The 26,755-nt window shown below is 50.1% G+C and carries 24 protein-coding genes; 10 read left to right on the top strand and 14 right to left on the bottom strand.

Going from position 1 to position 26,755, the window contains the following annotated elements; genetic code table 11:
* Positions 1 to 19 precede the first annotated feature (19 nt).
* From ABTW62_RS05275 to ABTW62_RS05295, 5 genes are all read left to right on the top strand, one after another.
* On the top strand, positions 20 to 1,483 hold the full coding sequence (locus tag ABTW62_RS05275; RefSeq protein WP_430903538.1) for an RNA polymerase factor sigma-54: 1,464 nt from the start codon (positions 20 to 22) through the stop codon (positions 1,481 to 1,483).
* Between the two features lie 201 nt (positions 1,484 to 1,684).
* On the top strand, positions 1,685 to 2,020 hold the full coding sequence (gene hpf, locus ABTW62_RS05280; RefSeq protein WP_430903539.1) for a ribosome hibernation-promoting factor, HPF/YfiA family: 336 nt from the start codon (positions 1,685 to 1,687) through the stop codon (positions 2,018 to 2,020).
* Between the two features lie 225 nt (positions 2,021 to 2,245).
* On the top strand, positions 2,246 to 2,716 hold the full coding sequence (locus tag ABTW62_RS05285) for a PTS sugar transporter subunit IIA (RefSeq protein ID WP_430903540.1): 471 nt from the start codon (positions 2,246 to 2,248) through the stop codon (positions 2,714 to 2,716).
* The gene (hprK, locus tag ABTW62_RS05290) at positions 2,703 to 3,671 is read left to right on the top strand and encodes an HPr(Ser) kinase/phosphatase (protein WP_430903541.1); all 969 of its coding nucleotides are present in this window, start codon (positions 2,703 to 2,705) and stop codon (positions 3,669 to 3,671) included. The genes ABTW62_RS05285 and hprK overlap by 14 nt, the downstream gene beginning before the upstream one ends.
* A 66-nt stretch (positions 3,672 to 3,737) precedes the next feature.
* A complete protein-coding gene (locus ABTW62_RS05295; RefSeq protein ID WP_430903542.1) occupies positions 3,738 to 4,355 on the top strand; it encodes a flavin prenyltransferase UbiX in 618 nt (205 codons plus the stop codon).
* Between the two features lie 60 nt (positions 4,356 to 4,415).
* On the opposite strand, the gene ABTW62_RS05300 is transcribed toward ABTW62_RS05295, so the two are convergent.
* The 14 genes from ABTW62_RS05300 to ABTW62_RS05365 form a co-directional block, all read right to left on the bottom strand.
* Positions 4,416 to 5,051: a 5-formyltetrahydrofolate cyclo-ligase gene (locus ABTW62_RS05300; protein WP_430903543.1), complete on the bottom strand. Its 636-nt coding sequence runs from the start codon at positions 5,049 to 5,051 to the stop codon at positions 4,416 to 4,418.
* Complete coding sequence (mutY, locus tag ABTW62_RS05305) at positions 5,038 to 6,120, bottom strand: A/G-specific adenine glycosylase (protein ID WP_430903544.1); 1,083 nt, start codon at positions 6,118 to 6,120, stop codon at positions 5,038 to 5,040. The genes ABTW62_RS05300 and mutY overlap by 14 nt, the downstream gene beginning before the upstream one ends.
* Before the next feature lie 61 nt (positions 6,121 to 6,181).
* Positions 6,182 to 6,916: a pseudouridine synthase gene (locus tag ABTW62_RS05310; protein WP_430903545.1), complete on the bottom strand. Its 735-nt coding sequence runs from the start codon at positions 6,914 to 6,916 to the stop codon at positions 6,182 to 6,184.
* A 12-nt stretch (positions 6,917 to 6,928) separates the two neighbouring features.
* Positions 6,929 to 7,288 carry a Na+/H+ antiporter subunit G gene (locus ABTW62_RS05315; RefSeq protein WP_430903546.1) on the bottom strand — a complete coding sequence of 120 codons (360 nt, stop codon included), beginning with the start codon at positions 7,286 to 7,288 and terminating at the stop codon, positions 6,929 to 6,931.
* A 3-nt stretch (positions 7,289 to 7,291) separates the two neighbouring features.
* A complete protein-coding gene (locus ABTW62_RS05320) occupies positions 7,292 to 7,561 on the bottom strand; it encodes a K+/H+ antiporter subunit F (protein WP_430903547.1) in 270 nt (89 codons plus the stop codon).
* Entirely contained in the window at positions 7,555 to 8,046 is a 492-nt protein-coding gene (locus ABTW62_RS05325; RefSeq protein WP_430903548.1) for a Na+/H+ antiporter subunit E, read from the bottom strand. Before ABTW62_RS05325 ends, ABTW62_RS05320 begins: the two co-directional genes overlap by 7 nt.
* Positions 8,046 to 9,569 carry a monovalent cation/H+ antiporter subunit D gene (locus ABTW62_RS05330; RefSeq protein ID WP_430903549.1) on the bottom strand — a complete coding sequence of 508 codons (1,524 nt, stop codon included), beginning with the start codon at positions 9,567 to 9,569 and terminating at the stop codon, positions 8,046 to 8,048. Before ABTW62_RS05330 ends, ABTW62_RS05325 begins: the two co-directional genes overlap by 1 nt.
* Positions 9,566 to 9,895, bottom strand: coding sequence for a Na+/H+ antiporter subunit C (locus ABTW62_RS05335; RefSeq protein WP_430903550.1), 330 nt, complete (start codon positions 9,893 to 9,895; stop codon positions 9,566 to 9,568). The genes ABTW62_RS05330 and ABTW62_RS05335 overlap by 4 nt, the downstream gene beginning before the upstream one ends.
* A complete protein-coding gene (locus ABTW62_RS05340; RefSeq protein WP_430903552.1) occupies positions 9,895 to 12,702 on the bottom strand; it encodes a monovalent cation/H+ antiporter subunit A in 2,808 nt (935 codons plus the stop codon). The genes ABTW62_RS05335 and ABTW62_RS05340 overlap by 1 nt, the downstream gene beginning before the upstream one ends.
* A 45-nt stretch (positions 12,703 to 12,747) precedes the next feature.
* Positions 12,748 to 13,134 carry a YbaN family protein gene (locus ABTW62_RS05345; RefSeq protein WP_430903553.1) on the bottom strand — a complete coding sequence of 129 codons (387 nt, stop codon included), beginning with the start codon at positions 13,132 to 13,134 and terminating at the stop codon, positions 12,748 to 12,750.
* 218 nt (positions 13,135 to 13,352) lie between these two features.
* Entirely contained in the window at positions 13,353 to 15,779 is a 2,427-nt protein-coding gene (gyrB, locus tag ABTW62_RS05350) for a DNA topoisomerase (ATP-hydrolyzing) subunit B (protein ID WP_430903554.1), read from the bottom strand.
* A gap of 63 nt (positions 15,780 to 15,842) precedes the next feature.
* Positions 15,843 to 16,964 (bottom strand): DNA polymerase III subunit beta, encoded by a 1,122-nt coding sequence (gene dnaN, locus ABTW62_RS05355; protein ID WP_430903555.1) that lies wholly within the window; start codon positions 16,962 to 16,964, stop codon positions 15,843 to 15,845.
* A 1,195-nt stretch (positions 16,965 to 18,159) separates the two neighbouring features.
* The gene (gene dnaA, locus ABTW62_RS05360; protein ID WP_430903556.1) at positions 18,160 to 19,542 is read right to left on the bottom strand and encodes a chromosomal replication initiator protein DnaA; all 1,383 of its coding nucleotides are present in this window, start codon (positions 19,540 to 19,542) and stop codon (positions 18,160 to 18,162) included.
* A gap of 328 nt (positions 19,543 to 19,870) precedes the next feature.
* Positions 19,871 to 20,005, bottom strand: a complete 135-nt coding sequence (locus ABTW62_RS05365) for a hypothetical protein (protein WP_430903557.1) — start codon at positions 20,003 to 20,005, stop codon at positions 19,871 to 19,873.
* A 133-nt stretch (positions 20,006 to 20,138) separates the two neighbouring features.
* On the opposite strand from ABTW62_RS05365, the gene ABTW62_RS05370 reads away from it, so the two are divergent.
* The 5 genes from ABTW62_RS05370 to ABTW62_RS05390 all read left to right on the top strand — a co-directional run bounded on the left by ABTW62_RS05370 (position 20,139) and on the right by ABTW62_RS05390 (position 26,670).
* The gene (locus tag ABTW62_RS05370; protein WP_430903558.1) at positions 20,139 to 21,380 is read left to right on the top strand and encodes an ABC transporter ATP-binding protein; all 1,242 of its coding nucleotides are present in this window, start codon (positions 20,139 to 20,141) and stop codon (positions 21,378 to 21,380) included.
* Positions 21,373 to 23,217, top strand: coding sequence for a GNAT family N-acetyltransferase (locus ABTW62_RS05375; RefSeq protein ID WP_430903559.1), 1,845 nt, complete (start codon positions 21,373 to 21,375; stop codon positions 23,215 to 23,217). The genes ABTW62_RS05370 and ABTW62_RS05375 overlap by 8 nt, the downstream gene beginning before the upstream one ends.
* Positions 23,218 to 23,346: 129 nt before the next feature.
* Positions 23,347 to 25,050, top strand: coding sequence for a PIG-L family deacetylase (locus ABTW62_RS05380; protein WP_430903560.1), 1,704 nt, complete (start codon positions 23,347 to 23,349; stop codon positions 25,048 to 25,050).
* Positions 25,051 to 25,234: 184 nt separating this feature from the next.
* Positions 25,235 to 26,269: an acyltransferase family protein gene (locus ABTW62_RS05385; RefSeq protein ID WP_430903561.1), complete on the top strand. Its 1,035-nt coding sequence runs from the start codon at positions 25,235 to 25,237 to the stop codon at positions 26,267 to 26,269.
* Between the two features lie 104 nt (positions 26,270 to 26,373).
* Positions 26,374 to 26,670, top strand: a complete 297-nt coding sequence (locus tag ABTW62_RS05390) for a hypothetical protein (RefSeq protein ID WP_430903562.1) — start codon at positions 26,374 to 26,376, stop codon at positions 26,668 to 26,670.
* The last annotated feature ends 85 nt before the right edge of the window (positions 26,671 to 26,755 follow it).

The following is a 26,755-nucleotide window of genomic DNA, read 5'->3' on the forward strand; positions in this document are numbered from 1 at the left end:
AGGAGCTTGACTGTTTTTCATGAATACGAAACCTGCTCTTCAGCTCAAACTGTCTACTGGTCTTACGCTGACCCCGCAACTGCAGCAGTCGATTCGATTGTTGCAGTTGTCAACGCTTGAGCTCAGCCAGGAAATCGCTCAGATCGTGCAGGAAAACCCGTTGTTGGAATTTGATGACGGAAACGTCCGTGACGAGTTCGAAGCCGGCAATTTTTTGGATAGTTTCACTTCGATGCTTTCCTCCGATTCTGCTGCATCGCCCGATACGCCCGCCATGAGTGAGAATACCGACACTTTGATCGATCAGCTCGATGAACAGGCGTATAGCAGTCAGGAACCCCGTTTCGATATGGCTGATGATGAAGAAGGTGACTCGGATTTTTCACAACTGGCAGCAAAACCCACCAGTCTGCGGGAACACCTTTTGCTGCAAATCAGTTTAAGTCAGCTGTCTGAACGAAAGAAGAAAATTGCCGGTTTATTGATCGACAGCCTGGATGAAGAGGGCTATCTGACCCAGGATCTGGATGAGCTAACCCATATGCTTGAGGCTGAACTGGGAATCGGTATTGAGGATTGGCAGGCAGCGCTCGAATATGTCCAGCAACTCGATCCACCGGGAGTGGGCGCGCGCGACCTCAAAGAATGCCTGATGCTGCAGCTGCACGCGCTGCCTGAAAATACGCCTTTCCGCAAAGAGGCGCTCGAACTGGTCAGTGAACACCTCGAAAGCCTCGCGGCCAAGAACTTTCGCCAGCTCAAAAAAGTTTTGGACTGTGACGAGACCTGCCTGCAATCGATCCAGCAGCTGATTACACGGCTGAATCCTAGGCCAGGCGCATGTTTCAATACAAGCACGGCGCGCTACATCACACCCGATGTGATTGTGGCCAAACTCAACAACAACTGGGCCGTGCGGCTCAACCCGGATTCGGTCCCGCGCATCCACATCAACCATTTATATGCGCGCATCCTGAAACATCACCGGGACGAGACGACTCAGCCTTTAATGGGCCAGTTGAAAGAGGCACGCTGGCTCATCAGAAACATCCATCAACGGCTTGAGACCATACTCCGGGTCAGCCAGGCAATCGTCAACCGGCAGCAAGCATTCCTGGAACATGGTGAAATAGCCATTCGGCCGCTGGTCATGCGTGAAATCGCAGAAACTTTGGGTTTACATGAATCAACCATTTCCCGTGTCACCAATCAGAAATTTATGCGAACCCCCCATGGTATCTTCGAACTCAAGTACTTTTTTGGCAGCCATGTCAGCACGGAATCCGGCGAGACCTGTTCAGCTATCGCCATACGTGGCTTAATTAAACAATTGATACAGAACGAAGATCAGAGAAAGCCACTCAATGATGGCCAGATCTCGCGGATACTCGCTCAACAGGGCATCGTGGTCGCCCGCCGCACGGTTGCAAAATATCGGGAGTTCATGCATATTCCCCCGACTAATTTACGCAAGGCACTCTAGGAGGCTGTCCGAGAATAGCGATCGTAGCGAGGGCGAGGCTGGTTGAGTGGGATTTTTCGATCATTTGAGGCGAATAGTCGTTCTATTTAACGAAAAGGATCGTAAAATCCGGCCAATCAGGCTCGTCCGCAGTAGATCAGTCTATTCTCGGACAGCCTCCTAGGTTATCTTAAAACCGATCCTCTAAAATAAGGAGAAAGAATGAATTTAAATCTCACAGGTAATCATGTCGACATCACTCCGGCAATGCGCGAATATGTACTTTCCAAAATTGACAAAATTACGCGCCATTTTGATCATGTCATCGATATCAGCGTCATTCTGTCGGTGGAGAAACTCAATCAAAAGGCTGAGGCGACGATTCATGTCAGGGGCAAGGATATTTTCGTCGAGGCCGACGGTCCCGACATGTATGCCTCGATCGATAGCCTGGTAGACAAACTCGATCGCCAGATTCTTAAATACAAGGAAAAAAATATAGCTCGTCGCAACAATCATGGTGGACTGAAAGATCAGGAAATTAAGGAACCTGAATAATATCTGGCTGTTCCTGTCAGGGTCTGTCAACCACTACTCGAACGATTTAAACGTATGATCGAACGGTAAAACCCGAGGCGGGTTGCAGATGATGTCATCAGGTCCCGGGCAGGAACTCCCTGAATGAATCAGAATCCATCTACTTACCAATGGAAGAGATGCAGCGAATCCTACCTTCATCAACAGTGATACGCCTTTGAATTTCCTTAAGTGACCTGAATATTTATGAATCTCATTTCCCAATTATTGCCGGAATCCAACGTCATCGTTGATCTGGATGTGGCCAGTAAAAAACGCGTGTTTGAACAAGCCGGGTTATTGTTTGAAAACACCCTACATGTAGCACGCAGCCAGGTTTTCGACAGCTTGTTTGCGCGTGAAAAACTCGGATCGACCGGACTTGGGCAAGGCGTCGCCATTCCTCATGGCAGAATTAAGGGATTACGCGAAGCAGCCGTAGTGCTGGTCAGAATGAAGGAAGCCATCCCTTTTGATGCACCGGACGGCCTGCCGGTCAATATCGCCTGTATCTTGCTGGTACCAGAGAAGGCAACGGATCAGCACCTGCTCATCCTGAGCGAACTGGCGCAAATGTTCAGCAATAAAAGTTTTCGCGAAAGATTGCTGCATAGCAGGGACGCTAAAGAGATTCATCAGCTCATCTCTGACTGGGCACCCGAACATGTCTCAAGTTAACGTTGCGCAACTGTTCGAGGATAATGAGGAGAAACTCGGCCTACAGTGGCTCACACCACCTGGTGCCGTCCATAAACTCATTGATGACCATCTTATCGCCGCATCCCCCCAGGGCTTAATCGGCCATTTCAACTTGATTCACCCCAACTGGGTACAAGTGCTCAGCCATGCTTCAGTCAATGATCTCAATCAGCTTGATGCCTCTTCCCTGGAGAAAGCACTGCAACGCCTCGCGGACAGCGATCTGAGCTGCCTGATCGTGGCCGATGATGCGCCTGTGCCGGACAGGGTTGCAACGTTCGCAAACCAAACCCGTACACCGCTGATTCGTTCCAGCAGTAAAAGCACGGAAGTTGTCTGGATCCTGCATTCCTATCTTGTAAGAGTTCTGGCGCCGGTTATCAGCCGGCATGGGGTATTTCTGGATGTACTCGGGATGGGTATCATGATCACGGGAGAAAGCGGGGTCGGCAAGAGCGAGTTAGCTTTGGAGCTGATCAGTCGTGGACATGGGTTGGTTGCGGATGATGTCGTTGAATTACACCGGATCGGTCCGGAAACACTCGAAGGCTTTTGCCCGCCGCTGCTTCGGGACTATATCGAAGTGCGTGGTCTGGGAATGTTGAATATCCGGACTATTTTCGGCGAAACAGCAGTCCGCCGCCGCAAGAACATAAAACTGATCGTGCACCTGGAGAAAACGGCTGGCGACCTTGTCAATACCTTTGAGCGCCTGCCTTTGAGCAACCTCGACGAGGAAATCCTAAATGTCCGCATCCGCAAAGTCACCATTCCGGTAGCAGCCGGCCGCAATCTGGCGGTACTGGTCGAGGCCGCTGTCCGCAACTATATTTTGCAGCTGCGAGGAATCGACAGCACTCAGGAATTCGTGCGCCGGCATGAGCTGGAAATGGCCGGAAATGTCGCCGAACATTTTGATGACCCCAAAGATTAAGTTCAGGCGATGACCCTCACAACCGGCAGCTTGTTCCAGTATGGACAGCCCTTCACCCACTGAGCCATGAGTCATCCAGCCAAAATCATCACCGTTGCCATGACGGGCGCATCTGGCATGCCCTATGGCATCCGCTTACTGGAAATTTTGCTGCAACAGCGGCACAGGATCTATCTGCTATATTCACAGGCTGCCCAAATCGTCGCGCAACAGGAAATGGGGCTGACATTGTCTTCCCGCCCCAAGGAAGCTGAAGCGTTTTTGACCGGATATTTCAAGGCTGAACCAGGATTGCTCAAGGTATTTGGCCGGGAAGAATGGTTTGCGCCGGTTGCATCCGGCTCCAATCCAGCCGATGCGATGGTGATCTGTCCCTGTACCATGGGTACTTTGTCGGCAGTGGCAACCGGACAAAGCCAAAAGTTGATCGAACGCGCTGCTGACGTGATGTTAAAAGAGCAGCGCAAGCTGGTCATCGTACCCCGCGAAATGCCCTTTTCCATCATTCATCTGGAAAACATGCTGAAACTGGCGCAGTGCGGTGCGGTTATTCTTCCTCCCAATCCTGGGTTTTATCACCACCCCCAGACCATTCAGGATATCGTTGATTTCGTTGTCGCACGCATACTCGATCATCTCAGCATCGCACATAGCCTGATGCCGCGCTGGGGCGACCCTGAATAGCACAACATCGGTCTTTAAGGGGGGGTTTGCATTCGCCTGCCGTTGTGGCGCGAGGAGGGTTTACCCTGCGGCATTTCTGAGCGCACAATCCGCTATCGATAACGGCTGCAGGCCATTGTCGGTGCGGAAAAAAATAGACTGCTCGGTTACAACATAATCCATTGGAATATCATATTGTTGCGGATGTATAGTCGGCAGCCTGAGAATCTCAAACGCCACACCAATACTCAGTGGGCGTGGATTCATGGCGGCCAGCGTGCGATCGAAATAACCACTGCCATAGCCGAGCCGATAGCCCTGTCCGTCAAATCCAAGAATTGGAATGATCACGGCATTTATTGGTATTTCATTGGTATTGTCCGGCACTTGTATGCCATACGCATCCTTTTTCATGGGCGCCCCGGGCCACCATTCGATGAACCTAAGCGGCTGACATTGTCCAACGACTTCCGGCAAAGCGAGCTGAGCACCTTGAATTCTAAAAAAGTGCATGACGGGTAAAGGATCATATTCACCCTTATGCGGCCAATAAAAGCCTATTCGCCGGCGAGCCAACATCGGAAAACCTTGTGTGAGCGCATTCGTGATAGATGCACTCCAGCGGCTGCGTTGTGCTTCCGTTATTTGCCGGCGCAATTCACGTAAGCGTATACGCTGCTGCTGCTTCCAATCCTGATGAGCGCTACTGTGAGGCATGATTGCAAGAACGAAATGCCGTTTCAGTCATCGATAATAGTTTTTTGACGGGGACGGGGATGGCGAGCTGCCTCGCCTCTTCAATGGTAACCCAGGTTCGATCGGACGCTGCGCATGATGGAGCGGGCATAACGAGCCGCAGAAGCTGAGGATAAATGCACAGTTTAAAATGCGTAAAACCATGATTCAAACATGGCAGTTCGGTGATTTTCGAAACACACATATTGATTTTGTGCGCGCAATAATCGATGCTGTCCTGACCGAGCGCCAATTCAGGAAAACACCATAATCCTCCCCAAATACCGGATGGCGGCCGCTTTTCAAGAAAAATCCGATTGTGATCGATGACAATCAAATGCGCAGCTTCTTTGACAAGCAATGGCTTCCTCGATTTGGGCATTGGCAACACCGCAGTCTGATCATGCTTGTAAGCAACGCAATCGGATTGCAATGGGCAAAGTTGACAACGCGGCCGGGCACGCACACATACCAGCGCACCCAAGTCCATGAGCGCCTGGGTATAGCTCGCCATCGTTTTGCTGTCAGGTCCCTGCGGCAACAGCCGCTCCGCCATTTGCCATAGCTGCGCTTCGGTCGCGCGTTCCCCCGGATAGCCGCGAATACCAAAAAAACGCGCAAGTATCCGCTTGACATTGCCATCAAGAATGGTGCAACACTCACCAAATGCAAACGCGGCAATCGCCGCAGCAGTCGAACGGCCTATCCCAGGCAGCCGTTGCAGCGCAGTCCTGTCATAGGGAAATTCACCACCATAGTCATCCAGCAGCAGCTGGGCAGAACGGTGCAAGTGACGAGCGCGCGAGTAATAGCCCAGACCGCTCCATAAGGCAAGCACCCTCTCAAGCGGTGCTTGGGCCAAAGATGACACATCCGGAAACGCTCGCATAAACTGCTGATAATAAGGAATGACTGTCAACACTTGCGTTTGTTGCAACATCACTTCTGATACCCAGATCGCATAAGGATCGCTGGTGCCCTGCCAGGGCAGCCCATGCCGCCCATGCTCGAGCTGCCAGAGGATCAACTTATCGGCAAATGTCTGGCTCATGGCATGCAACTCACAATCCGCCCGGACACTTCACAGTGACCGCACCTATCGCATCTGCAGATCACGTGAACGATTCCTCCTGACCCAAATAACGCCATTTACCTTCGGGTAAATCAGCCAATCTGACCTGGCCGATACGGACGCGCTTGAGTCCAGTCACTTGCAAACCCACCAGCTCGCACATGCGCCGGATCTGGCGTTTTTTTCCTTCCCGCAACACAAACCGTAATTGATCGCGGTTCAAGCGGCTGACCTTCGCTGGCTTGAGCGGCCGGCCATCGAGCTGTAAACCATGATTGAGCAAAGCCAAGCCTTCCGCGGTAAGGTTACCGGCCACTCTTACCAGATATTCCTTTTCGATCTGGGAATGCTCGCCGATCAATTGGCGGGCGACTCGGCCATCCTGAGTCAATACCAGCAACCCTTGCGAATCGATATCCAGCCGCCCGGCCGGTGCCAGGTGCTTGAGATGCTGCCGGCTGAAGTGTAGTGGAGAACGGTCGAGGGAATAACGCGATGCGGCACTGATGAGACCGGCAGCCGGCCGGTAACCCGGTTCTGGCTGCCCCGATACATAGCCTATGGGCTTGTTGAGTAAAATGGTGACCAGCTGGTTTTGCTTGGTCATTGCAGCATGATTAAGGGTAATCGTTTGTGAAGAATGGATCTTGGTGCCGAGCTCACTCACCGGCTGGCCATCCACGCAGACCCAACCTTGTTCGATATAACGATCCGCCTCCCGGCGCGAACACAATCCTTTGTTAGCCATCAGCTTGGACAAGCGAACTTTTTCCACGTCTGGATCTGACTATTGCCTGGTTTGCTTGTGTTCGGGTGCGATGGAACCGGTGGCCATTGTTGCATCGGGCTGTTTCGCCAGCGATTTCAGCCCGAGATGAAGCGCCGCCTTGGCCAGCATATGGGCACTTACTGGAGCAGTCATGAACAAAAACAAAGTCACCAACACTTCATGCAAACTGACGCTTTGTTCGATAATGCTGAAATGCAAGGCCGATGCGATTAACAAGCAGCCCACTCCCAAGGTGGTCGCTTTGGTCGGACCATGCAGGCGGGTATAGAAATCCTTGAGACGGGCCAGACCCAGGGAACCGATAAACGCGAACACGGCACCCGTCACAATCAACAGTGAAATAAGAAATTCCAGCATAATCTATTCTATGATGTCACCGCGCAGCAAATATTTGCAGGCAGCCACCGTGCCGACAAAACCCATGACAGCAATCAGCAGCGCCGCTTCAAAATATAATGGACTGGTCAAATGTATCCCGAGCAGGATCAGCAACGCAATGGTATTCACATACAGCGTATCCAGTGCCAGAATGCGATCGGGCAGACTCGGGCCACGCAGCAGACGCCAGAAACTGAGCGCCACTGCCGCGCTCATCAGGGTGAGTGCAATCACCACGGCTATATTCAACATGGTTCAAATATCTCCTTCAACGGGGCTTCATAACGTGATTTGATCGTTGCCACCAGCGCTTCGGTATCGGTCTCATTCAGCGCATGCACGAGCAGGTAGCGATGATCGGGAGAAACGCGGGACGAGACCGTGCCCGGCGTCAAGGAAATGACATTGGCCAGAAAACTGATTGCCAGATCGGATTTGACATCCAACGGAATATTGACAAAAACCGGTTGCAATCGCTCCGGCCTGCCCAGAATCAAACGCGCAACGGTAAAATTCGCCAGCACGATATCCAGCAGGAAAATACCCAGGAAACGTATCAGCAGCAACGGCTTGTATATCCTCACCTGTTCCGGCCAGAACTGCAGCGTCAGCATCGGCAATACCCAGCCAAGAAACAAGCCGAGTACGATTTGACCGGCTTCCAGGCTATTGACCAGCAATAACCAGATCATGGTCAAAACCGGTGTCAGCAAGGGATGGGGCAATAAGCGTCGCATCAGGGTGTTTTCTCCAGGGTCATGACTGCCTGTATATAGAAAGACGGCTCCAGCAATTGCTCGGCGGTCAGCTGGAGAAATCCGGTAACCGGTCCAGCCCAAGCCACCAACACCACACAGAGTGCCAATAAACCAGCAATCGGCAACACTTCCCGTGTAATCGGGGCAGGTATGGCAGAGCCGGCCTGGCCCTGTACCGTCTGCACTTTATAGAACAGCAGACTGCCGCTGCGGGCCAATGCTATCAGCGCAAGCAAACTGGTCGTCAGTACGATCCCCATAATCCAGACCAGCTGCAAATGTGCCAAGGCAGCCTTCAGTATCATGAATTTGCCGATAAAGCCGGACAATGGCGGTAATCCCGCCAGAAGAACGGCTGTCACGAAAAACAATCCGCCTATCAAGCGCGCATGCGGGATGGGTGGACCGGATTCAAAACGGTCAATAAACTCGCCCCGCCGGACTGCGATGGTATTCGCCAGCAAAAAGCATGCGGCCGCGGCGAACGTAGAGTGCGGCAGGTAATACAAGCCTGCCACAATACCAGCCTGCGTATTCAAGCCGATGGCAGTCAACAGGGTGCCGACCGAAGCGATTACCAGATAAGCTGCCTGTTGACGTAAACCTGTGCTGGCGATGACCCCGAGCATTCCGATCACCAGTGTCAGCAACGCCAACGGGAGCAACCACGGCTCAATCAGGTTAGCCGCCAACCCTGCCTGGGCCCCAAAAATGAGGGTATACACGCGCAATATACTGTAGGCACCGACCTTGGTCATGATCGCGAACAAGGCCGCAACCGGCGCCGAAGTCTGTGCGTAAGCGTTCGGCAGCCATAAATAAAGTGGAATCAGCGCCGCTTTCAGTGCAAATACACCAAACAGCATCAACCCTGCCACCTTGATCAACGGCACATGTTCAGCCGGCATAGCGGTCACCTTGAGGGCCAAATCAGCCATGTTGAGTGTTCCCAGGATGCCGTAGAGCATGCCGACCGCGAACAGGAACAAGGTTGAGCCGACCAGATTGATCACCACAAAATGCAAACCCGCCTTGGTGCGCAATCGTCCGCCGCCATGCAGCAACAAGCTGTAGGACGCGATCAGCAGAATTTCGAAAAACACGAACAGGTTAAACAAATCTCCAGTCAGAAAAGCGCCATTCAGGCCGAATAACTGCAATTGAAACAGCACATGGAAATGCCGGCCAGCCTTATCGACATCGAGCAAGGCATACAGCAGGGAAAACAACGCAATCAACGCTGTGATCAATAACATCCAGATGGCCAGCCGATCGGCCACCAGCACGATGCCAAACGGCACGGGCCAATTACCGAGAGCATAAGTGAGAATATCACCCTGATTGACCAGTGCGAGCAGTTGGCACGCCAGGATAACCTGAATAAATACCGAACCGATGCTCACTCCCCGCTGCAGGAGAGGAGGCTGTTGGCGCAGCAAGAGTAATCCCACGCCGGTTAACAACGGCAGTAAAACCGAGGTAATGACCAGATGTGTCGTCATGGTTTGTGGATTCCATCGACATGATCGTTACCCATTTCCTTGAAGGTCTTGAGCGCCAGCACGATCACGAATGCCGTCATGGCGAAGCTGATCACGATCGCCGTGAGAACCAGCGCTTGTGGGATCGGATCGGCATAGCCGTCAGCCGTTTCGGTGATGATGGGCGGCGCACCGATCGTGAGCCTACCCATAACCAACAGGAACAAATTGGCAGCGTAGGAAAGTAATGTCAGGCCTAAAACGACCGGGAAGGTGCGTCCACGCAGCGAAAGATACACACCGCAGGCGGTCAGCACCCCAATTATGAGAGAGATTATCGCTTCCATCAGCGTATTTTATTGCGGGTCGGAATTGAAGAATGGCTGTCAGTATGGATTAAACCCAGGTTGACAATGATCAACACGGTCACACCCACGACAACCAAAAACACTCCCAGATCGAAAGCCATGGCCGAAGCCAGTTCAAATTCCCCTACCAGGGGCAAATGCAAGTGACTGAAAGTGGAAGTCAGGAATGGATGGGCGAAAAACCAGCTGGCCAGGCCGGTGGTTGCCGCAATCAGCAGTCCTGCGGCAATCATGGTTTGCATATCGAACGGGATGCGCGCCTGGGTCCAAGTAGTGCCTTGCGCCAAGTACTGCATGATCAGCGCCACGGCCGTAATGAGCCCTGCGATAAACCCTCCTCCAGGTAGATTATGTCCACGTAAAAAAATAAATATGGAAACCAGCAGGGCAAGTGGAAGCAGCAGACGTGTCAAGGATCCCATGATCACCGGATGCTTATCCTCATCCCATTGATTCGCCTTGAAATCTGCTACCGAGCCTTTCAGCTTCAATCCCTCGAGCATGGCGTAAATGCCCAGCCCTGCCAACGCCATCACGGTAATTTCACCCAAGGTATCATATCCACGAAAATCGACCAGAATCACATTGACAACGTTATGCCCGCCCCCCCCAGGTACGCTCTCTGCCAGGAAATATTCTGCAATCGTAGCATAGGGCCGGGTCAAAACCGCCCAGGTCAGCAATGCCATGCCGCCGCCAGCGCCCAAGGCCAGCAAACCATCCCGCGCGCGCAGCCAGTTTTTGGATTCGCCTGGTGTAAACTGCGGCAAGAAATAAAGTGCCAGCAGCATCAGCACGATCGTGACAAATTCCACGGATAACTGGGTCAGTGCCAAATCAGGGGCCGAAAATTTAGCAAAAATCAATGCCACACCCAACCCGACTACACCGATCATGATCAATGCGACCAACCGTTGCTGATGCAAGACCGCAGTACCGACCGCGGCGAGCACAATGATGCTCGCAACCAGCAGACTCACGCCATCCACTGGCAGCAGGGCGCGTTCACCAGTGAACGCGAATGGCTCGCCGATCAATCCACCTATTCCCAGTATCAAGGCAAATACAACCAGCACCCATACCATCCTTTGCAGAGAATCGGTATGCAGAAAACGGGTAACGCCTTCTGCCAAATTAAATAGTTTATTCAGAACAATATTGTAGAGGGTTTTCATCGCCGGCCACTCACCCGAGCTTTGCCGCAGCGCAAAAAAGAAGCTGAAAAAATGATAAACCAGCACACCGCCTATCAACGCAATCAGACTCATCCAGAAAGCCGGGTTCAATCCATGCCAGATGGAGAGTGTATATTCGGGCAAGGGCGCCTGCAACACGCCGCTGGCTGCAACGGCCAGCAAGGGGGCGACGGTCAGATTGGGCACTATCCCCACTACCAGACATAACACCACCAGGATTTCCACTGGGACTTTCATCCAGCGCGGTGGTTCGTGAGGTGTTTTTGGCAAATTAGTGGGCGGTCCATTGAAAAATACGTTATGAATGAAACGCCAGGAATAAGCTACCGCGAATATACCGGCCAGTGTTGCACCCGTCGGAAGCAGCCATCCCCACGGCAAATTGATATCGTGCAATGTTTCCGCAAAAAACATCTCCTTGGAGAGAAAGCCGTTCAACAACGGCACCCCTGCCATGGCAGCAGCGGCCACCATGGCCAAGGTTGCGGTATAAGGCATGAATTCCCATAATCCCCTGAGCCGCCGCATGTCACGCGTACCGGCTTCGTGGTCGATAATCCCCGCTGCCATGAAGAGAGAAGCCTTGAAAGTCGCATGATTGATGATATGAAATACGCCCGCAACGGCTGCCAAGGGCGTGCCGATACCGAATAACAGCGTGATCAATCCCAGATGACTGATGGTTGAATAGGCCAGCAATCCTTTGAGATCATGTTTCCATAAAGCGATATACGCGCCTGAAAGCAATGTGATCAGGCCGGTGACACTGACCAGCCAGAACCATTCCGGTGTACCGGACAGGGCTGGAAACAGCCTGGCCAGCAGGAAAACGCCGGCCTTGACCATCGTCGCTGAATGGAGATAGGCGGAGACCGGCGTAGGCGCTGCCATCGCATTGGGTAACCAGAAATGAAAAGGGAATTGTGCCGATTTGGTAAAGGCCCCCAACAAAACCAGTATCAGCATCGGAAAATAGAGCGGGTGGGAACGAATGATCTCGCCCGATTCCAGTATGGACGTCAATTCATAGCTGCCAACGATCTCTCCCAGCAGCAGAAATCCCCCCAGCAAGGCCAACCCGCCCGCGCCCGTGATGGCCAATGCCATGCGCGCCCCACTGCGGGATTCCTGCCGATGTTGCCAATAACTGATCAGCAAGAATGAGGACAAGCTGGTCGATTCCCAGAATATCAGCAGCTGGATAACGTTTTCTGACAACACGATACCCAGCATCGATCCCATAAACAACAGCAGATAAGCGTAAAACCGCCCCATATCGTCCTGTGCGGACAGATAATAACGTGCATAAAGCACGATCAGTAAACCGATTCCAAGAATCAGCAGGGCAAACAACAATCCCAGTCCATCCAGCCGGAAGGACAAATTCATGCCCAGCATCGGTATCCATTCCAGCTGGTAAATAATGCTTTCTCCAGCAAAAACGGCCAGCGCTTCCGGAAGCAATAAGAAGAGCGCACCTATACTGGTGACGCCTGCCAGCCAGGCAGCGTGCAATCGACCCAGTCTGGAAATTGCTGCGGCAAAGGGCGCGGCAAAAAAAGGGAAAAATACGACCAGCAATAAGCTCATACGATTACAATTTTATTGTTCTTGTTTCATTCACGGGGGCCGTTATTATGGCACTTTTTGCCGAGGGTTTGCGGCCTGATCCCTGACGGGTACACGCCAGATCAAAATCGCCAATACTATTGCAATCGATAGCAACATACCCTTGAGCCACAAGGAAGGCACGATCAGAATGGAACTTCCAAAGGACAGGGACATTAATAAATATGCCCAACGCTTGGCTTGGCGCGGCATGCTGCGATACTCGCACCATTCGCGAATGATGGGCCCGGCAATCCGGTGGTTGAGCAGGAAATCGTGAAAACGCTTCGAACTTCGCGCAAAGCATGCAGCGGCCAGCAAAATAAACGGCGTGGTGGGCAATATTGGCAGAAATATCCCCAATATTCCCGCCACCAATGCGCTCATGCCAATACTTAAGTACAACCAGCGCATGACCGGCGAGTGATGCAACTGCAGTACATGAATATTGATTTGAGTACGATCTGTTTGATTAGTAGATTCGGTAAGCATATCAATCAGGCAAACAAGAAATTAACACTGACATCTGTCAGTCGCCCTATGTGACAGAACCATTCCTGTGAACGTTCCGCGAACACTCATGCGGGTTGTTCTTGACCGGTTCAGAAAACCCGTCCCATGCCACTGTCTGCCTATATGTCGATATTTCTGGCCCGTAGAGCGTTGTTTTCGATAAACGCCCGCCTGGGTTCAACTACGTCACCCATCAGGGTCGTGAAGATTTCATCGGTCAAAATACTGTCTTCAATTTGAGCACGCAGCAAGCGGCGATTATTCGGATCCATAGTCGTTTCCCATAGTTGATCCGGATTCATTTCACCCAATCCTTTGTAGCGCTGGATGGAAATTCCTTTCTTTGCCTCTTCCAGCAACCATTCCAAAGCTTCCTTGAATTCATGGATGGCAGTCTGATGGTCACCGCGCTTGACCAGAGCGCCCTCACCAATCAAACCATGGAGAACTTGCGCCGCCTGTTTGATCTGAGCAAAATCCCCGCTGAGCAAAAAGTCCTCGTCCAGATAACTGACATGGACATTGCCATGCTGCATGCGCATGATTTTGAGACGGTAGCGTTCGAAATCCTCATCGTAATCTGCGCCCACTTCAACATCAACCAGTAAAGCGGACAAGCTGGCAGCACTCGCTTGCGCACTGGTTTCGGTGCTCAAATCAAGATCTGGTTGTTTGAGCAAGGCATGCATGACTTTATGGTCGATCAGGCGGCTCATTCGTTCGATCACGGCTTCGGCGAGCAGGTATTCATCCGCAATTTTCGCCAGGGTTTCGCCAATCAGCGGCGGTTTGTCCATGCCTGGAAAAAGTTCCGCATCCGTCAGCGCCAGGCCAAGCATATGACGTTTCAACTCATAATCATCCTTGAGGTAACGCTCCTGCTTGCCATGTTTGATTTTATAAAGCGGAGGCTGGGCGATATATATGTGCCCGCGTTCGATCAGCTCGGGCATTTGCCGGTAAAAGAAAGTCAGAAGCAAGGTGCGGATATGTGAACCGTCCACATCCGCATCGGTCATGATGATGATGCGGTGATAGCGCAGCTTGTCGGGATTGTATTCGTCTTTACCGATACCTGTACCCAAAGCAGTGATGAGAGCGATAATCTCCTGAGAGGAAATCAGCTTATCAAAACGTGATTTTTCGACATTCAGTATTTTTCCCTTAAGTGGCATGATCGCCTGAAAGCGACGATCCCGTCCCTGCTTGGCTGAACCGCCAGCCGAATCCCCTTCCACCAGGTAAAGTTCGCATAACTTTGGATCTTTTTCCTGACAGTCCGCCAGTTTTCCCGGCAACCCCATGCTGTCCAATACCCCTTTGCGGCGCGTCAATTCGCGTGCCTTGCGGGCCGCCTCACGCGCTCTGGCCGCTTCGATGATTTTGTTGCAAATCATTTTGGCGTCGTTGGGGTTTTCGAGCAGGAAATCCGATAATTTCTGGGAAACGATTTCTTCGACAACTGGCCGGACCTCTGACGACACCAGTTTTTCCTTGGTTTGTGAAGAAAATTTGGGTTCAAACAGCTTGACCGAGAGCACGCATGCCAGCCCTTCGCGCATATCATCGCCGGCGGTATCCACTTTGGCTTTTTTAGCTAATTCGTTTTTTTCGATATAGTTGTTGAGCGTACGCGTCATGGCCGCACGCAACCCTGTCAAATGGGTGCCGCCATCTTTTTGCGGAATATTGTTGGTAAAGCATAGGACTTGTTCAGCATAGCTGTCATTCCACTGCATCGCGATCTCGATGATGATATTGTCTTTGCTGCTTTTGGCATAGAAAATGGCAGGATGAAGAATCGTCTTGCTTCGATTGATATATTCGACGAAATTGCGAATGCCGCCCGTGAAAGCAAAGGCTTCTTCTTTGTCTGTCCGTTGGTCAATCAGCTTGATCTTGATGCCGTGATTCAAAAAAGACAACTCTCGCAGTCGTTTGGCGAAGATGTCGTAGTGATAGGTAATATCGCCAAAAATAGCCTTGCTGGCGAGGAAATGTACTTCTGTCCCATGTTTTTCGGTATGGCCGGTAACCTTGAGTGGTGCCACCGGCACCCCTGCCCGAAATTCCATTTGATGAACGTTTCCATCTCGGCGGATCGTTAGACGCAACCATTCTGATAAGGCATTGACTACCGAAACCCCCACGCCATGTAGCCCACCGGATACCTTGTAGGAATTGTCATCAAATTTGCCGCCGGCATGCAGTTCTGTCATGACGATTTCGGCCGCGGAACGCTTGAATTCATCGTCTTGCTTGATACCGGTCGGAATTCCACGGCCATTGTCAAGAATGCTGACAGAGTTATCGGGATGAATAATGACAGAAATATCATTGCAATAACCTGCCAGTGCTTCGTCGATAGCGTTATCGACAACTTCAAACACCATGTGATGCAAACCTGTACCGTCGCTGGTATCACCGATATACATACCGGGCCGTTTGCGGACAGCATCCAGTCCTTTCAGGATTTTGATGCTGTCCGAGTCGTATTCGCGTGTGTTGCCATCATTTCTTTTGGCAGAGCTGGAATTATCATTCATTACGTGGCGTCACTTTTTTAAAAATTGTGGAGAAACGGTTTCTTGACAAGTACCTATTTGGTTTTACTCGCGCATCGGCATCAAGATATGTTTGAACCGTTCATCATCAGGAAGCGTGATCAATATACCACTTCGCAGACTTTCAAATGAGCATGTGAGGTTGTCGCTATCCAGATTGTTTAACACTTCAATCAAATAGACGATATTAAAACTGGCATCGATGGCTTCCTGATCGTAATCGATTTCAACTTCTTCCTGTGCTTCTTCTTGTTCGTTATTTCGGGCTGAAATGGATATTTTGTTATTTGCGATATTCAGGCGAACGCTTCGGAACAAATCGTTGGTACTGGAAATAATTGCGATCCGTTGTAATGCATGCAGCAATTTTAGCCGGTTGACACTGAACTGAAAGGTTCTGTCTTCCGGCAGGGCATTACTGAAATCAATAAATTTTCCAGCAATAACCTTGGATATCAGCACGGCATCCGAGAAACGGAAGCAGATTTTTTTGGGAAATACTTCGATTGTTACCGGTTTTTCACTGTCTTCCAGCTGTCTGGCCAATTCCAGGATGGTTTTGCGCGGGACGATGGTCTCGGAGGCTTCAAACGTATTTTCCAGAGGAATGGATGTCAGTGCCAAACGATGGGTATCAGTAGCAACCATCGTTAACCGATCTTGTTCAATTAACAATAGTAGTCCATTCAAATAATAACGGAGATCCTGCTGCGCCATCGCATGCTGTACGCGTTGTAGATGTTTTTTGAAAACCTGTTGTGTCAGGGTGTAACTGATCCCGTCGGGCTCATCTTCTTTGATCATACGCGGAAAATCCTCGGCGGGAAGCAGTTGTAGATTGAAACGGCTTTTACCCGAAACAATTTGCAAACGGTTTTCCGATTTTGTCAGTTCAACATGGGTATCAGTAGGTAATGCACGCAATATGTCCAGAAATTTTCTGACAGAAACAGTCGTTCTCAGGATTTCCTGGTTTTCAAAGTCGGGACTATAGCGAACGGCTTCGGCTTCGATTTCTAAGTCGGTCGTGACATAGGTCAGTTTCCCGTTGCCGATTTCAATTAACACATTGGAGAGAATAGGCAGCGTATGCCTGCGTTCCACAATACCGCTTACCACTTGCAGGGGTTTAAGCAGCAAGTCTTTATCAGTTATAGTTAATTTCATCTAATAAAAAGAAAATAATAGTAATAATAAACGATTAAATACGGGATAACTTAAAATTATTCTTGATATCATCAAGTTAGAAATAATTTTTGAACTGTATAAGTTAAGTATGTGCTGTGGATAAAATGTGAACAAATTTTTGTTATGGGTTTTTATCCAAGTTATCCACAAATTCTATGATCTTTATAAGATAGTTTATCCACAATAGTATGCATCAAACTAGAATGAAATGAAGGATCAGAATGGATTTATCTATCGTCCGCAAAGATTCAGCTACGAAGTGATTGTTATGCCATCACTGCGGCACTGGAAATTCAGTCGAGGAGTCGTTCCGGATCGAAATATATACACATAGTTTGACAGTCATTCAAAAATCGGAATTCCATCAATACATCCATGCGCTTTGTAGTTAAGGTGGGATATCAGTTTGTTGCGTAAACCGAGCGCGCTGTTTTGAAATTCCCGTTTTAGGCCTATTTCTTCAACGCCATATGCATTGCGGCGATACATTGTTCTTGAAAAGCGTTTGGATAACCTCAGTCCGTTGGACCTCGCCATGAACTGTGTTTCTAGTACTCCGTTCCGCCAAACCGCTTACATGAAATCGCGCCTTCGCCTGTCATGCGTTGTTGCAAATCCTCGCCATAGCTACGGCTATGACTGCGGTTTGCGCCTAGCCTGGCAGGCGAATCCATCGATTTCATTTGTAAGCTAATTGGCGGAACGGAGTACTAGTCAAACGAATTCTGAAGAAAAACAAACATTCTTTGCCACAGGCGTAGGGTGCACAAGTGCACCGATTTTTGTTGTGCAAAGCGATTTGCTGGCGGTGGTTAGAGTGTTTGACTGTATTGCAAGCCGCGGAAGTGGCGCGGTATCCGATCCAACGTTAACCTGGCCTTGATACTGGCTGCCTTACCAGGCAGGGTTGCCTATAGTTTTTAGAAAAAGTAATACATGTTCGTATTATGCTGCTGCACGATCAATCATCCAATGTTTTTAAACAGTTCTTATATAAAATAAAAATAGTAATACTAATAAGCAGAAGCCAAAATCGGGATAAGTTAAAAATTTATATTAAATTAAATAGTTAGTTGAAATTTTGGAACTGTATAAACAACGTATGGGATGTGGATAAAATGTGGATAATATTAAAATTACAAGTTATTTCTGTGTTATCCACATTTTATCCAAGCTATCCCCGCAGGATATGAATCAGGGTGTTGTAGTCGCGGTTAATCGATGGATCCGAAGTGCGTAGCTCCATGATTTTCCGGTAGGCGTGTAACACGGTTGTGTGGTCTCTTCCGCCAAAGGCTTCACCGATATCGGGCAAGCTCAACTGGGTCAGTTCCTTGGCGACGGTCATGGCGATCTGTCGTGGTCTGGCAACGATCCTGGCCCGTTTCTTGGAATACATATCCGCGACCTTGATCTTGTAGTAATCGGCCACGGTTTTCTGGATATTTTCAATTGAAATCTGCCGGTTCTGGACAGCGAGCAAATCCTTCAACGCTTCCTTGGCCAGTTCCAGAGACAGTGGTTGCCCAGTAAAGCGTGAATAGGCCAAAACCCGTTTGAGCGCGCCTTCCAGTTCCCTGACATTGGAGCGTATATGTTTGGCTATAAAAAACGCGGTGTTTTCGTCCAGGTCGATAGTGTCGATGGCGGCTTTTTTCAACAGAATGGCAACACGCATTTCAAGCTCGGGCGGCTCGATCGCGACGGTCAATCCCCAACCAAACCTTGATACCAGACGCTCCTCGAGCCCGGATATTTCCTTTGGATAGCAATCGGAAGTGAGGATGACCTGTTTATGAGCCTCTATTAAGGCATTGAAAGCATAGAAAAATTCTTCCTGAGTCCGGTTTTTTCCACTGAAAAACTGCACGTCATCGACCAGCAGCAAATCGAGCGAGTGGTAATAAAGCTTGAATTTGTCAAATGATTTGTGCTGATAGGCACTGACTACATCCGATACGTATTTTTCTGCATGGACATAACGTATTTTTGCCTCGGGATCATGCGCCAGTACATAGTTGCCGATGGCATGCATCAGATGCGTTTTGCCCAATCCGACGCCGCCATAGATGAATAACGGGTTATAGGCGATGCCGGGCCGCTCGGCGACCTGAATCGCGCCCGCGCGCGCCAGCTGGTTCGCTTTACCCGTGACGAAGGCATCGAAAGTGAAGTTAGGATTGAGTTGGCTCGGATTGGATTTCTTGGATGTCACGGCACGCAACCTGCCGGTGACAGCTTCTTTGGCTGCCTCGTTTTTCTTTATCGGGACGGCCGTATTGGTGATGGAGCCATTTTCCTGGGCATCGTATATGGCTAATTTGATATGGATCGGCTCATGAAAATGATTCTGTGCCATTTCTTCGATATGCATGATGAAATTGTCTTTGATCCATTGCAACACGAAGCGGTTGGGCGCGGTTAAAACCAGCGTATTGTCTTCATCAGATGAAGATTCCAACTTCAACGGCTTGATCCAGGTATTAAATTGCTGTCCGTTTAATTCCTGTTTGAAATGTTCAAGGCAGGCATGCCAGAAAGTCTTTATTTTCTGCATAACAGATTGACGTTACTCCGAACGTGATTTCGATAAATTCTGAAAGAGAGGAAATGCAAATGAAACCAGCAAAGCGTACCCGTATGCTGACGAATATATGTGCTGGCTGGTTGCGGTACCGCGCCGTCATGGCATGGGTTTAGCCGCTGGCCAGACCCGTTATAGCAGTAGAGTGCCGCGATTTCATCAACACCAGGAGCCTTACAAGATATGAAACGGGTATCGGATAGAGATATAAAGGGATCCCGGGCATTGGGTGCTGACTCTCATACATGCTTTGGCTGGAAGCAGTAGTATAATAAAGTTTTCTCTCGAAAGATGATCTAGTTTAAGCCGGATTTGCGAGCGCTGCGACTGTTTTTCTCAAGGCTTGGAAAATAACCGGATACGCCTGACTAGGAGGCTGTCCGAGAATAGCGATCGTAGCGAGGGCGAGGCTGGTTGAGTTGGATTTTTCGATCATTTGAGGCGAATAGTCGTTCTATTTAACGAAAAGGATCGTAAAATACGGCCAATCAGGCTCGTCCGCAGTAGATCAGTCTATTCTCGGACAGCCTCCTAGCTATTTTCGACTGTAACGGATATCACATTTTCGAATGACTGCACTAGCCATCCATGCCTCACAACTCGGCAAGTGCTACCATCTTTATGCACATCCCAGGGATCGTTTGAAACAATTCCTCTGGCGCGGCAGACGCCGTTATTACCGGGAATTGTGGGCATTACGGAGTATCGATCTGGCCATCGCGCCAGGCGAAGTAATTGGCATCATGGGCCGTAACGGCTCAGGTAAATCAACCTTGCTGCAGTTGATTTGCGGCACGTTGACCCCTTCTTGTGGAGAAGTTGCGATCAATGGTCGTCTGGCGGCATTGCTGGAGCTGGGGGCCGGGTTCAATCCGGAATTTACCGGCCGTGAAAATATCTGGTTGAATGCTGCTATCATGGGGTTGAATCAGGAAGAAATTGGTGCGCGGCTTGAGTCCATGATTGAATTTTCCGGAATCGGGGACTTTATCGATCAACCGGTTAAAACCTATTCGAGCGGAATGTATGTCCGCCTGGCTTTTTCGGTAGCGATCAACGTCAATCCTGATATTCTGGTGATAGATGAAGCCCTGTCGGTTGGAGACGGTGCTTTTGCACGAAAATCCTTCGAGCGGATCATGCAGCTACGCGATATGGGCAAAACCATCCTGTTCTGTTCCCATTCACTGTTTCAGATCGAGTCGTTATGTAACCGCGCGCTTTGGATCGAGCGCGGACAACTTATGGCTGAAGGAGAGACACAATCGGTCACGGCCGCTTATCAGATGTTTCTGGATAAACAGGTGATAACTGATTCCGGGAAAAAACCTGAGCTGGCTGAAAATGATCAGTCCTTGCTCCCTCCTGCCACCGGAACAGCATCGGGCCAGGCGCGCCTGGAAAATATTGTGGTCGAAGTTGACGGAAAGGGATGTGATCAAGTGCTGGCTTCGAGTGGCCGGTCCACAGTTTCGGTCAAGGTCACGTTTGTTTCAGATCCTGATCTGCCTTGCCCAAATATCGGGGTGACTGTGCATGCAACAGACGACCGGGTGCTCTCCAGCGCCGGAACCTGGGAGGATCATGTTGTGCCGGCGCGCGGGCAAAATGGAAAAGGCGTTGCAACCTTGGTGATGGCCCATTTTCCCATGCTTAAGGGTGAATATACGATCAGCGTATTCTTGCTCTGTGAACGTGGTATCCATTTATATGATTCGGCGCTTGGGGTGGCGACGGTGCGAGTGCAGCAATCGAGTCGATTGCAAGGTTATTTTTTCATGCCGCATCAATGGAAAGTAGACGATGAATAAGAGTTTCAGACAAATTTCATATCAGACTGAAACTGCGGTTCATGCGATGACTCAGGCAGCAAACCGTGAGGTCGACAACCTGCCCGCGCTGGAACGAAAAATACCTGTTTCCTACAAGAATCTGGCTTTCCCACTCAATGTCTATGCCTATGCACTGATCCTGGAGGAAGGACGGGTCGATGCCCTGCATTACGGATTGTTTCAACGTGACGATATGTCCATCCGGGAAGCCCAGCAGCATTCGACCGATCTCATCTTGTCGCGCCTGCCGATTTCACCCAGCCGTATTCTGGAAATTGGCGTTGGCTTGGGTACAACATTTTCTTTACTGACTCAGCAGGGCCACCAGGTACATGGTATTACGCCGGACCGTGCACAGATTGCCTGCTTGCAGGCGCGTTTCGGGCAGCAGGTAGCGGTCAGCTGTCAACGACTGGAAGATTTTGAAGCCGCTGCAGAAAGTTTCGACTGGCTGCTATTTCAGGAATCGGCTCAATATATCGATCCTTTGGTGATTTTCAACCAGGCGCTCAGTTTGTTGCCTTGTGAAGGCAATATCCTGATTGTCGATGAGTTTGCCCTGCGCCGGACGGAAGCGCGTCAGGAAGGCCTGCATTTACTGGCCGATATATTGACCCTGGCCGACCGGCTGGGGTTTGAACTGGTCGAAAACATCGATCTGTCGAGCATGGCCGCGCCCACACTGGATCATTTGCTGCGTATGACTCATGCGCATCGGCAGCGGTTGCAACGGGACCTGGGGTTAGAGGCTGGTGTCCTGGCGCAACTGGATGAATCCAACCGGCATTACCGTAAAAAATATGCCGAGGGTATCTTTGGCTACGCCTTGTTGCATTTCCGAAAAAAAACCATGCCCAAATGGCGGGTAGACTTGCTTGGGGAGCAACGCGCAACAGAAATGCTGAGCTTGTTCGAGCGGGTCTTCGGTCACAGCATGTCGCCACAGTTATGGCGCTGGAAGTATGACCGCGCCAACAGCCAGGCCTTGGGCATATGGCGGGATGGTCGTTTGGTCGCTCACTATGGGGGCATGCCGCGCGCTATTCTGCTGTTCGGAGAGGCGAGGACTGCGGTTCAGATAGGTGATGTCATGGTTGATCCTGCCGAGCGTGGGGTCTTGACCAGAAAGGGGCCTTTTTTCCTGATGGCGGCAACCTTCCAGGAGCGCTATATTGGCTATGGCAAGGTGTTTTTGACGGCCTACGGATTTCCCAATGAGCGGCACATGCGGGTAGCGGAACGGCTGGGATTGTATACTGGGGTGGGCAGCATGATTGAAATCGAATGGAAGCCCGCTGGTAAAATGCCGCATTGTCTGACGCGGCTCCAGCCCATCATTGGCCGGCATGAGATCTGGCAAACATCCGCGATCGATGCGCTTTGGCACCGGATGGCAATGGATTTGCAAGACGCAATTGTTGGCGTGCGCGATCAGCCCTATTTGCGCGCGCGTTATTTAGACCACCCTGAACATGCTTATCAGCTGGTGCTGGTGGTCAGCCGCTTCGGTACAGGCTTGCGCGGATTGATGGTATTGCGGCATGATCCACATGAAACTGAAATCATGGATTTAATTGCCCCGCTGCATGCAATGCCACTGATGGTCTCCCATGCCCGAAGAATTGCCGGTATCCATGGCAAGAACAGGCTGTTTTTGCGTATTCCCAAAAATTTTGCTGCCCGTTTTACGGCAACCGGCGGTGTCCAGACTGGAGAGGAAATTCCTATTCCTACACCAGCATGGAGTCATGCGCCTGCAGCAGAAATGCTACACAATTACTGGTGGTTGACAGGCGGGGACATGGATTTTAGGTGAAATCCATGCTTTTCTGCCGATGTTGGCACGATCAACTTGAAATGAAGGATTGTGAACAGTTTGTTGCATCTCGCTTGACGATCCGCATTAAAATGCCATTTTGTAATTTCATTGAGCCCTTTCCTTATCGTGCTTGACAGTAGTCCCGAGTTTCCTCTCTATCCCAACGCTTCGTTCGATATCAGCGCTTTTCGGAATGTACTGGTGTTGGCACCGCACCCAGATGATGAAGTCTACGGTTGCGGCGGCTTACTGCGCTTGCTGGTTGAACAGGGCGCAAAAGTGCATGTTCTGGTTTTCACCAATGGCGCACAAGGCGGTGACAGCGATTCAGACGAATTGATTACCAGGCGGCGTGCGGAGAGCCAGGCTGCCGCCGCTGTGATTGGCTATAGCGGGCTTACGTTTCTCGATTACGAAGATCGCTCACTGGGCTTTGATGATGGACTGATCCAGACACTGCTGGAGAGTTTGACAGAGCATCAACCAGACTTGGTACTTGCACCGGCCATTACGGAACGGCATCCCGATCACCAAGTGCTGGCATTGGCTGCCGTAGAAGCGCTAAGGCAGCTCGATCAACCTGTAACGCTTGGATTTTACGAAGTTTCGGCACCCTTGATCGCCAATGCATTGATTGATATTTCTTCGGTTTTCGAGCGCAAGGCACAAGCCATGTCCTGTTTTGCTACACAGGAAGCACTTGAGCCCTATCGCCAACGCCTGCTCGCTCTCAACCAATACCGTGCTTATTCACTGGGGGCAGATGTCGCTGCGGCCGAAGCTTACCAGATAGTTGCGCCTGGCGAGCTGAGGCGATCCTTTGTATCATTGCTGCAACCTGCGCTGAGGCTGAGGCGCAGCCAGCAGCTGGCGATTGATGCGGCCGAATTACCTCTTGTCAGCGTGATCATTCGCAGTGTCGACCGGCCCTCACTGAATGACGCCATCGCGAGTGTCATCGCGCAAACCTATCCCCGCATAGAAATGGTGGTAATCGATGCCACGGGGGGCCGGCATCGCCGTTTGCCCGACTATCTGCATAATCGTTCAGTGCGGTTGGTGCAATCTGAACAACCTTTGTCACGGGCAGCGGCTGCCAATGCCGGACTGCATGCAGCCCGGGGTGATGAGCTGATTTTTCTGGATGATGATGATTTTTTCTATCCGCAGCATATCGCACGCCTGGTCCAGGCGCGTGCCCAATCCCCGCAGAATCTGGCCGCGTATGCGGGAGTTGAGGTGGTTGATGCGGAAGGCAAGCATTTGCTGATCTATGATCACTCGTGGGAATTCGAGCGTTTGCTCGTTACCAATTTCCTGCCGATTCATGCGGTCTTGTTTTCCCGGCGACTGCTGGACCAGGGTTGCCGGATCGACGAGAATCTGCCCATTCTGGAAGACTGGGATTTTTGGTTGCAAATTGCCCAGCTGACAACGCTGAGCCATGTGCCTGGCGTAAGTGCAGTCTACCGGTATGGAAAGGGTTTTTCGGAGCATACCAAGCATTATCGGGAATGGCGCCGGACAGTGGTCATGAAATGGCTGGAAAAACTCGGCACAACTGCTTTTGAACAGGTTTTTTTCTGGGCGGCCACTCATTTGGACGAGGCTTCCCAGCTGGTCACTTACCGGGAAAAGCAATTGGCTGAATGCCAAAATTCATTGAATGAATATCAAACACAATTAGCTAGTGTACTTGGCCAACTGCAGCATGCTCAGCAAGAAACCCAAACATTGCGGTCGGCCTTGGATTCACTGTTGAACTCTCGTAGCTGGCGGATTACTCAACCATTGCGTCGCTTCTCACAACTTATTGATCGTATTCGATAATAGTGCAGAAAAGCCTCGTTCATTATCATATCGACCATGCTGTCCGGAGTGCCAATCCATACAATGTAGACGGTATTCTTGTCATTTGCCTAGGGCTGGGCAACATGAAAAATGACTGCAAGACATATACATAGCGATGCTACTAAATAAAATGGATTCCGGTATAAATTCTGAGCACAAGCCTATGAATGTCAATCCGGCCATCGAATTACTGCGTGGCATTGCTGCAATTATGGTGATGCTTTGCCATTACGCTGTATTGATTCAAGACGTGGAACGCAGTTGGTTAAATTTCCTGTTTACTGGGGTAAACTTCTTTTTTGTTATTAGTGGTTTTGTTTTTGCGCCTTTGCTACTTTCGCCAGCTAGGGAAAACACAACCGCTTTCGCTATCCGGCGTACTTTCAGAATCTATCCGCTGTATCTATTTGCGATCATTTTCTATGCCTTATTACCGCAAAAGACATGGGACAATAATATCATTCTACAGCATGCGTTGTTCCTGCATACTACGGTCTCGAAAGAAATCGCCTTTTATTACAATCCTGCCTTCTGGTCTCTCCCTGTTGAGGTCGAATTCTATCTTTTGATTGGTTTATTGGTTTTTTTGAAAATACGCAATGTAACGCTGGTATTGCTTTTTCTGTCCGGATTATCACTACTGACCGTTTTATGGGCGAATCATTTTCTTCCGGAAGATTCATATTTAAAACTGGTGCTCTCCTGTCACCTGTCCAGTATTTTGCCAGAATTTCTTCTGGGCACACTGGCTTACCTAGTTAGTAAAAACTGTGACCAGCTACAGGGTTTTCTGTATGGAATAGCAGGATTGTTGTTGTTGTTTGTTCTGGGCCATGGTTTTGTCGTACATGGTAATGCAATTGTCGGTATGACTTTCGGTTTTTTCAATTTACTTAGTGCGCTTGGCTATCAATGGATTATTATCGCTGGTGTGGTATTTTTACGTCATGCGCAAAGTACGACTGTATGGATCTTAGTAGCAGGAATCATGGGAAATCTCAGTTACGGCGTTTACTTGTTCCATAATGCCATACCACCATTAATGAATAAATTTTTTGAATTCACGGGGATTACGCTGTTCATCGTATCGATACTGATTACCTTTGTTATTTCCGCTATCATGTATCAGATTCTTGAAAATCCCATGCGTAAGTTTGGGCGGTGCTATGCTAAGCGGTTTTATCAGAGTAAGTCTTAATGTGTTTGCTGAGCCATGTGCCTGGCGTCAGTGCGGTTTACCGGTATGGAAAGGGTTTTTCGGAGCATACCAAGCATTATCGGCAATGGCGCCGGACGGTGGCCATGAAATGGCTGGAAAAACTCGGCACAATCCCTTTTGAGCAAGCTTTTTTCTGGGCAGCCACTCATTTGGACGAGGCTTCCCAGCTGGTCACTTACCGGGAAAAGCAATTGGCTGACTGCCAAAATTCATTGAATGAATATCAAACACAATTAGCTGGTGTACTTGGCCAACTGCAGCATGCTCAGCAAGAAACCCAAACATTGCGGTCAGCCCTGGATTCACTGCTGAACTCTCGTAGTTGGCGGATTACTCAACCATTGCGTCGCTTCTCACAACTTATTGATCGTACTCGATAATAGTGCAGAAAAGCCTCGTTCATTACCGAACAAAATGGTTTTTGGCATGCTTGAAAATATGATCCGCTGATAATCAATCAGTTAA

Origin of the sequence: Nitrosomonas sp. ANs5 (assembly GCF_050584665.1) — a bacterium.
GTDB lineage: Bacteria > Pseudomonadota > Gammaproteobacteria > Burkholderiales > Nitrosomonadaceae > Nitrosomonas.

Bases quoted from the DNA above. Each gene is read 5' to 3' on its own strand.
- ABTW62_RS05275 (WP_430903538.1), top strand. From the start codon at position 20: ATGAATACGAAACCTGCTCTTCAGCTCAAACTGTCTACTGGTCTTACG.
- hpf (WP_430903539.1), top strand. From the start codon at position 1,685: ATGAATTTAAATCTCACAGGTAATCATGTCGACATCACTCCGGCAATG.
- ABTW62_RS05285 (WP_430903540.1), top strand. From the start codon at position 2,246: ATGAATCTCATTTCCCAATTATTGCCGGAATCCAACGTCATCGTTGAT.
- hprK (WP_430903541.1), top strand. From the start codon at position 2,703: ATGTCTCAAGTTAACGTTGCGCAACTGTTCGAGGATAATGAGGAGAAA.
- ABTW62_RS05295 (WP_430903542.1), top strand. From the start codon at position 3,738: ATGAGTCATCCAGCCAAAATCATCACCGTTGCCATGACGGGCGCATCT.
- ABTW62_RS05300 (WP_430903543.1), bottom strand. From the start codon at position 5,051: ATGCCTCACAGTAGCGCTCATCAGGATTGGAAGCAGCAGCAGCGTATA.
- mutY (WP_430903544.1), bottom strand. From the start codon at position 6,120: ATGAGCCAGACATTTGCCGATAAGTTGATCCTCTGGCAGCTCGAGCAT.
- ABTW62_RS05315 (WP_430903546.1), bottom strand. From the start codon at position 7,288: ATGCTGGAATTTCTTATTTCACTGTTGATTGTGACGGGTGCCGTGTTC.
- ABTW62_RS05320 (WP_430903547.1), bottom strand. From the start codon at position 7,561: ATGTTGAATATAGCCGTGGTGATTGCACTCACCCTGATGAGCGCGGCA.
- ABTW62_RS05325 (WP_430903548.1), bottom strand. From the start codon at position 8,046: ATGCGACGCTTATTGCCCCATCCCTTGCTGACACCGGTTTTGACCATG.
- ABTW62_RS05330 (WP_430903549.1), bottom strand. From the start codon at position 9,569: ATGACGACACATCTGGTCATTACCTCGGTTTTACTGCCGTTGTTAACC.
- ABTW62_RS05335 (WP_430903550.1), bottom strand. From the start codon at position 9,895: ATGGAAGCGATAATCTCTCTCATAATTGGGGTGCTGACCGCCTGCGGT.
- ABTW62_RS05340 (WP_430903552.1), bottom strand. From the start codon at position 12,702: ATGAGCTTATTGCTGGTCGTATTTTTCCCTTTTTTTGCCGCGCCCTTT.
- ABTW62_RS05345 (WP_430903553.1), bottom strand. From the start codon at position 13,134: ATGCGCTGGTTGTACTTAAGTATTGGCATGAGCGCATTGGTGGCGGGA.
- gyrB (WP_430903554.1), bottom strand. From the start codon at position 15,779: ATGAATGATAATTCCAGCTCTGCCAAAAGAAATGATGGCAACACACGC.
- dnaN (WP_430903555.1), bottom strand. From the start codon at position 16,964: ATGAAATTAACTATAACTGATAAAGACTTGCTGCTTAAACCCCTGCAA.
- dnaA (WP_430903556.1), bottom strand. From the start codon at position 19,542: ATGCAGAAAATAAAGACTTTCTGGCATGCCTGCCTTGAACATTTCAAA.
- ABTW62_RS05365 (WP_430903557.1), bottom strand. From the start codon at position 20,005: ATGATCGAAAAATCCAACTCAACCAGCCTCGCCCTCGCTACGATCGCT.
- ABTW62_RS05370 (WP_430903558.1), top strand. From the start codon at position 20,139: ATGACTGCACTAGCCATCCATGCCTCACAACTCGGCAAGTGCTACCAT.
- ABTW62_RS05375 (WP_430903559.1), top strand. From the start codon at position 21,373: ATGAATAAGAGTTTCAGACAAATTTCATATCAGACTGAAACTGCGGTT.
- ABTW62_RS05385 (WP_430903561.1), top strand. From the start codon at position 25,235: ATGAATGTCAATCCGGCCATCGAATTACTGCGTGGCATTGCTGCAATT.
- ABTW62_RS05390 (WP_430903562.1), top strand. From the start codon at position 26,374: ATGAAATGGCTGGAAAAACTCGGCACAATCCCTTTTGAGCAAGCTTTT.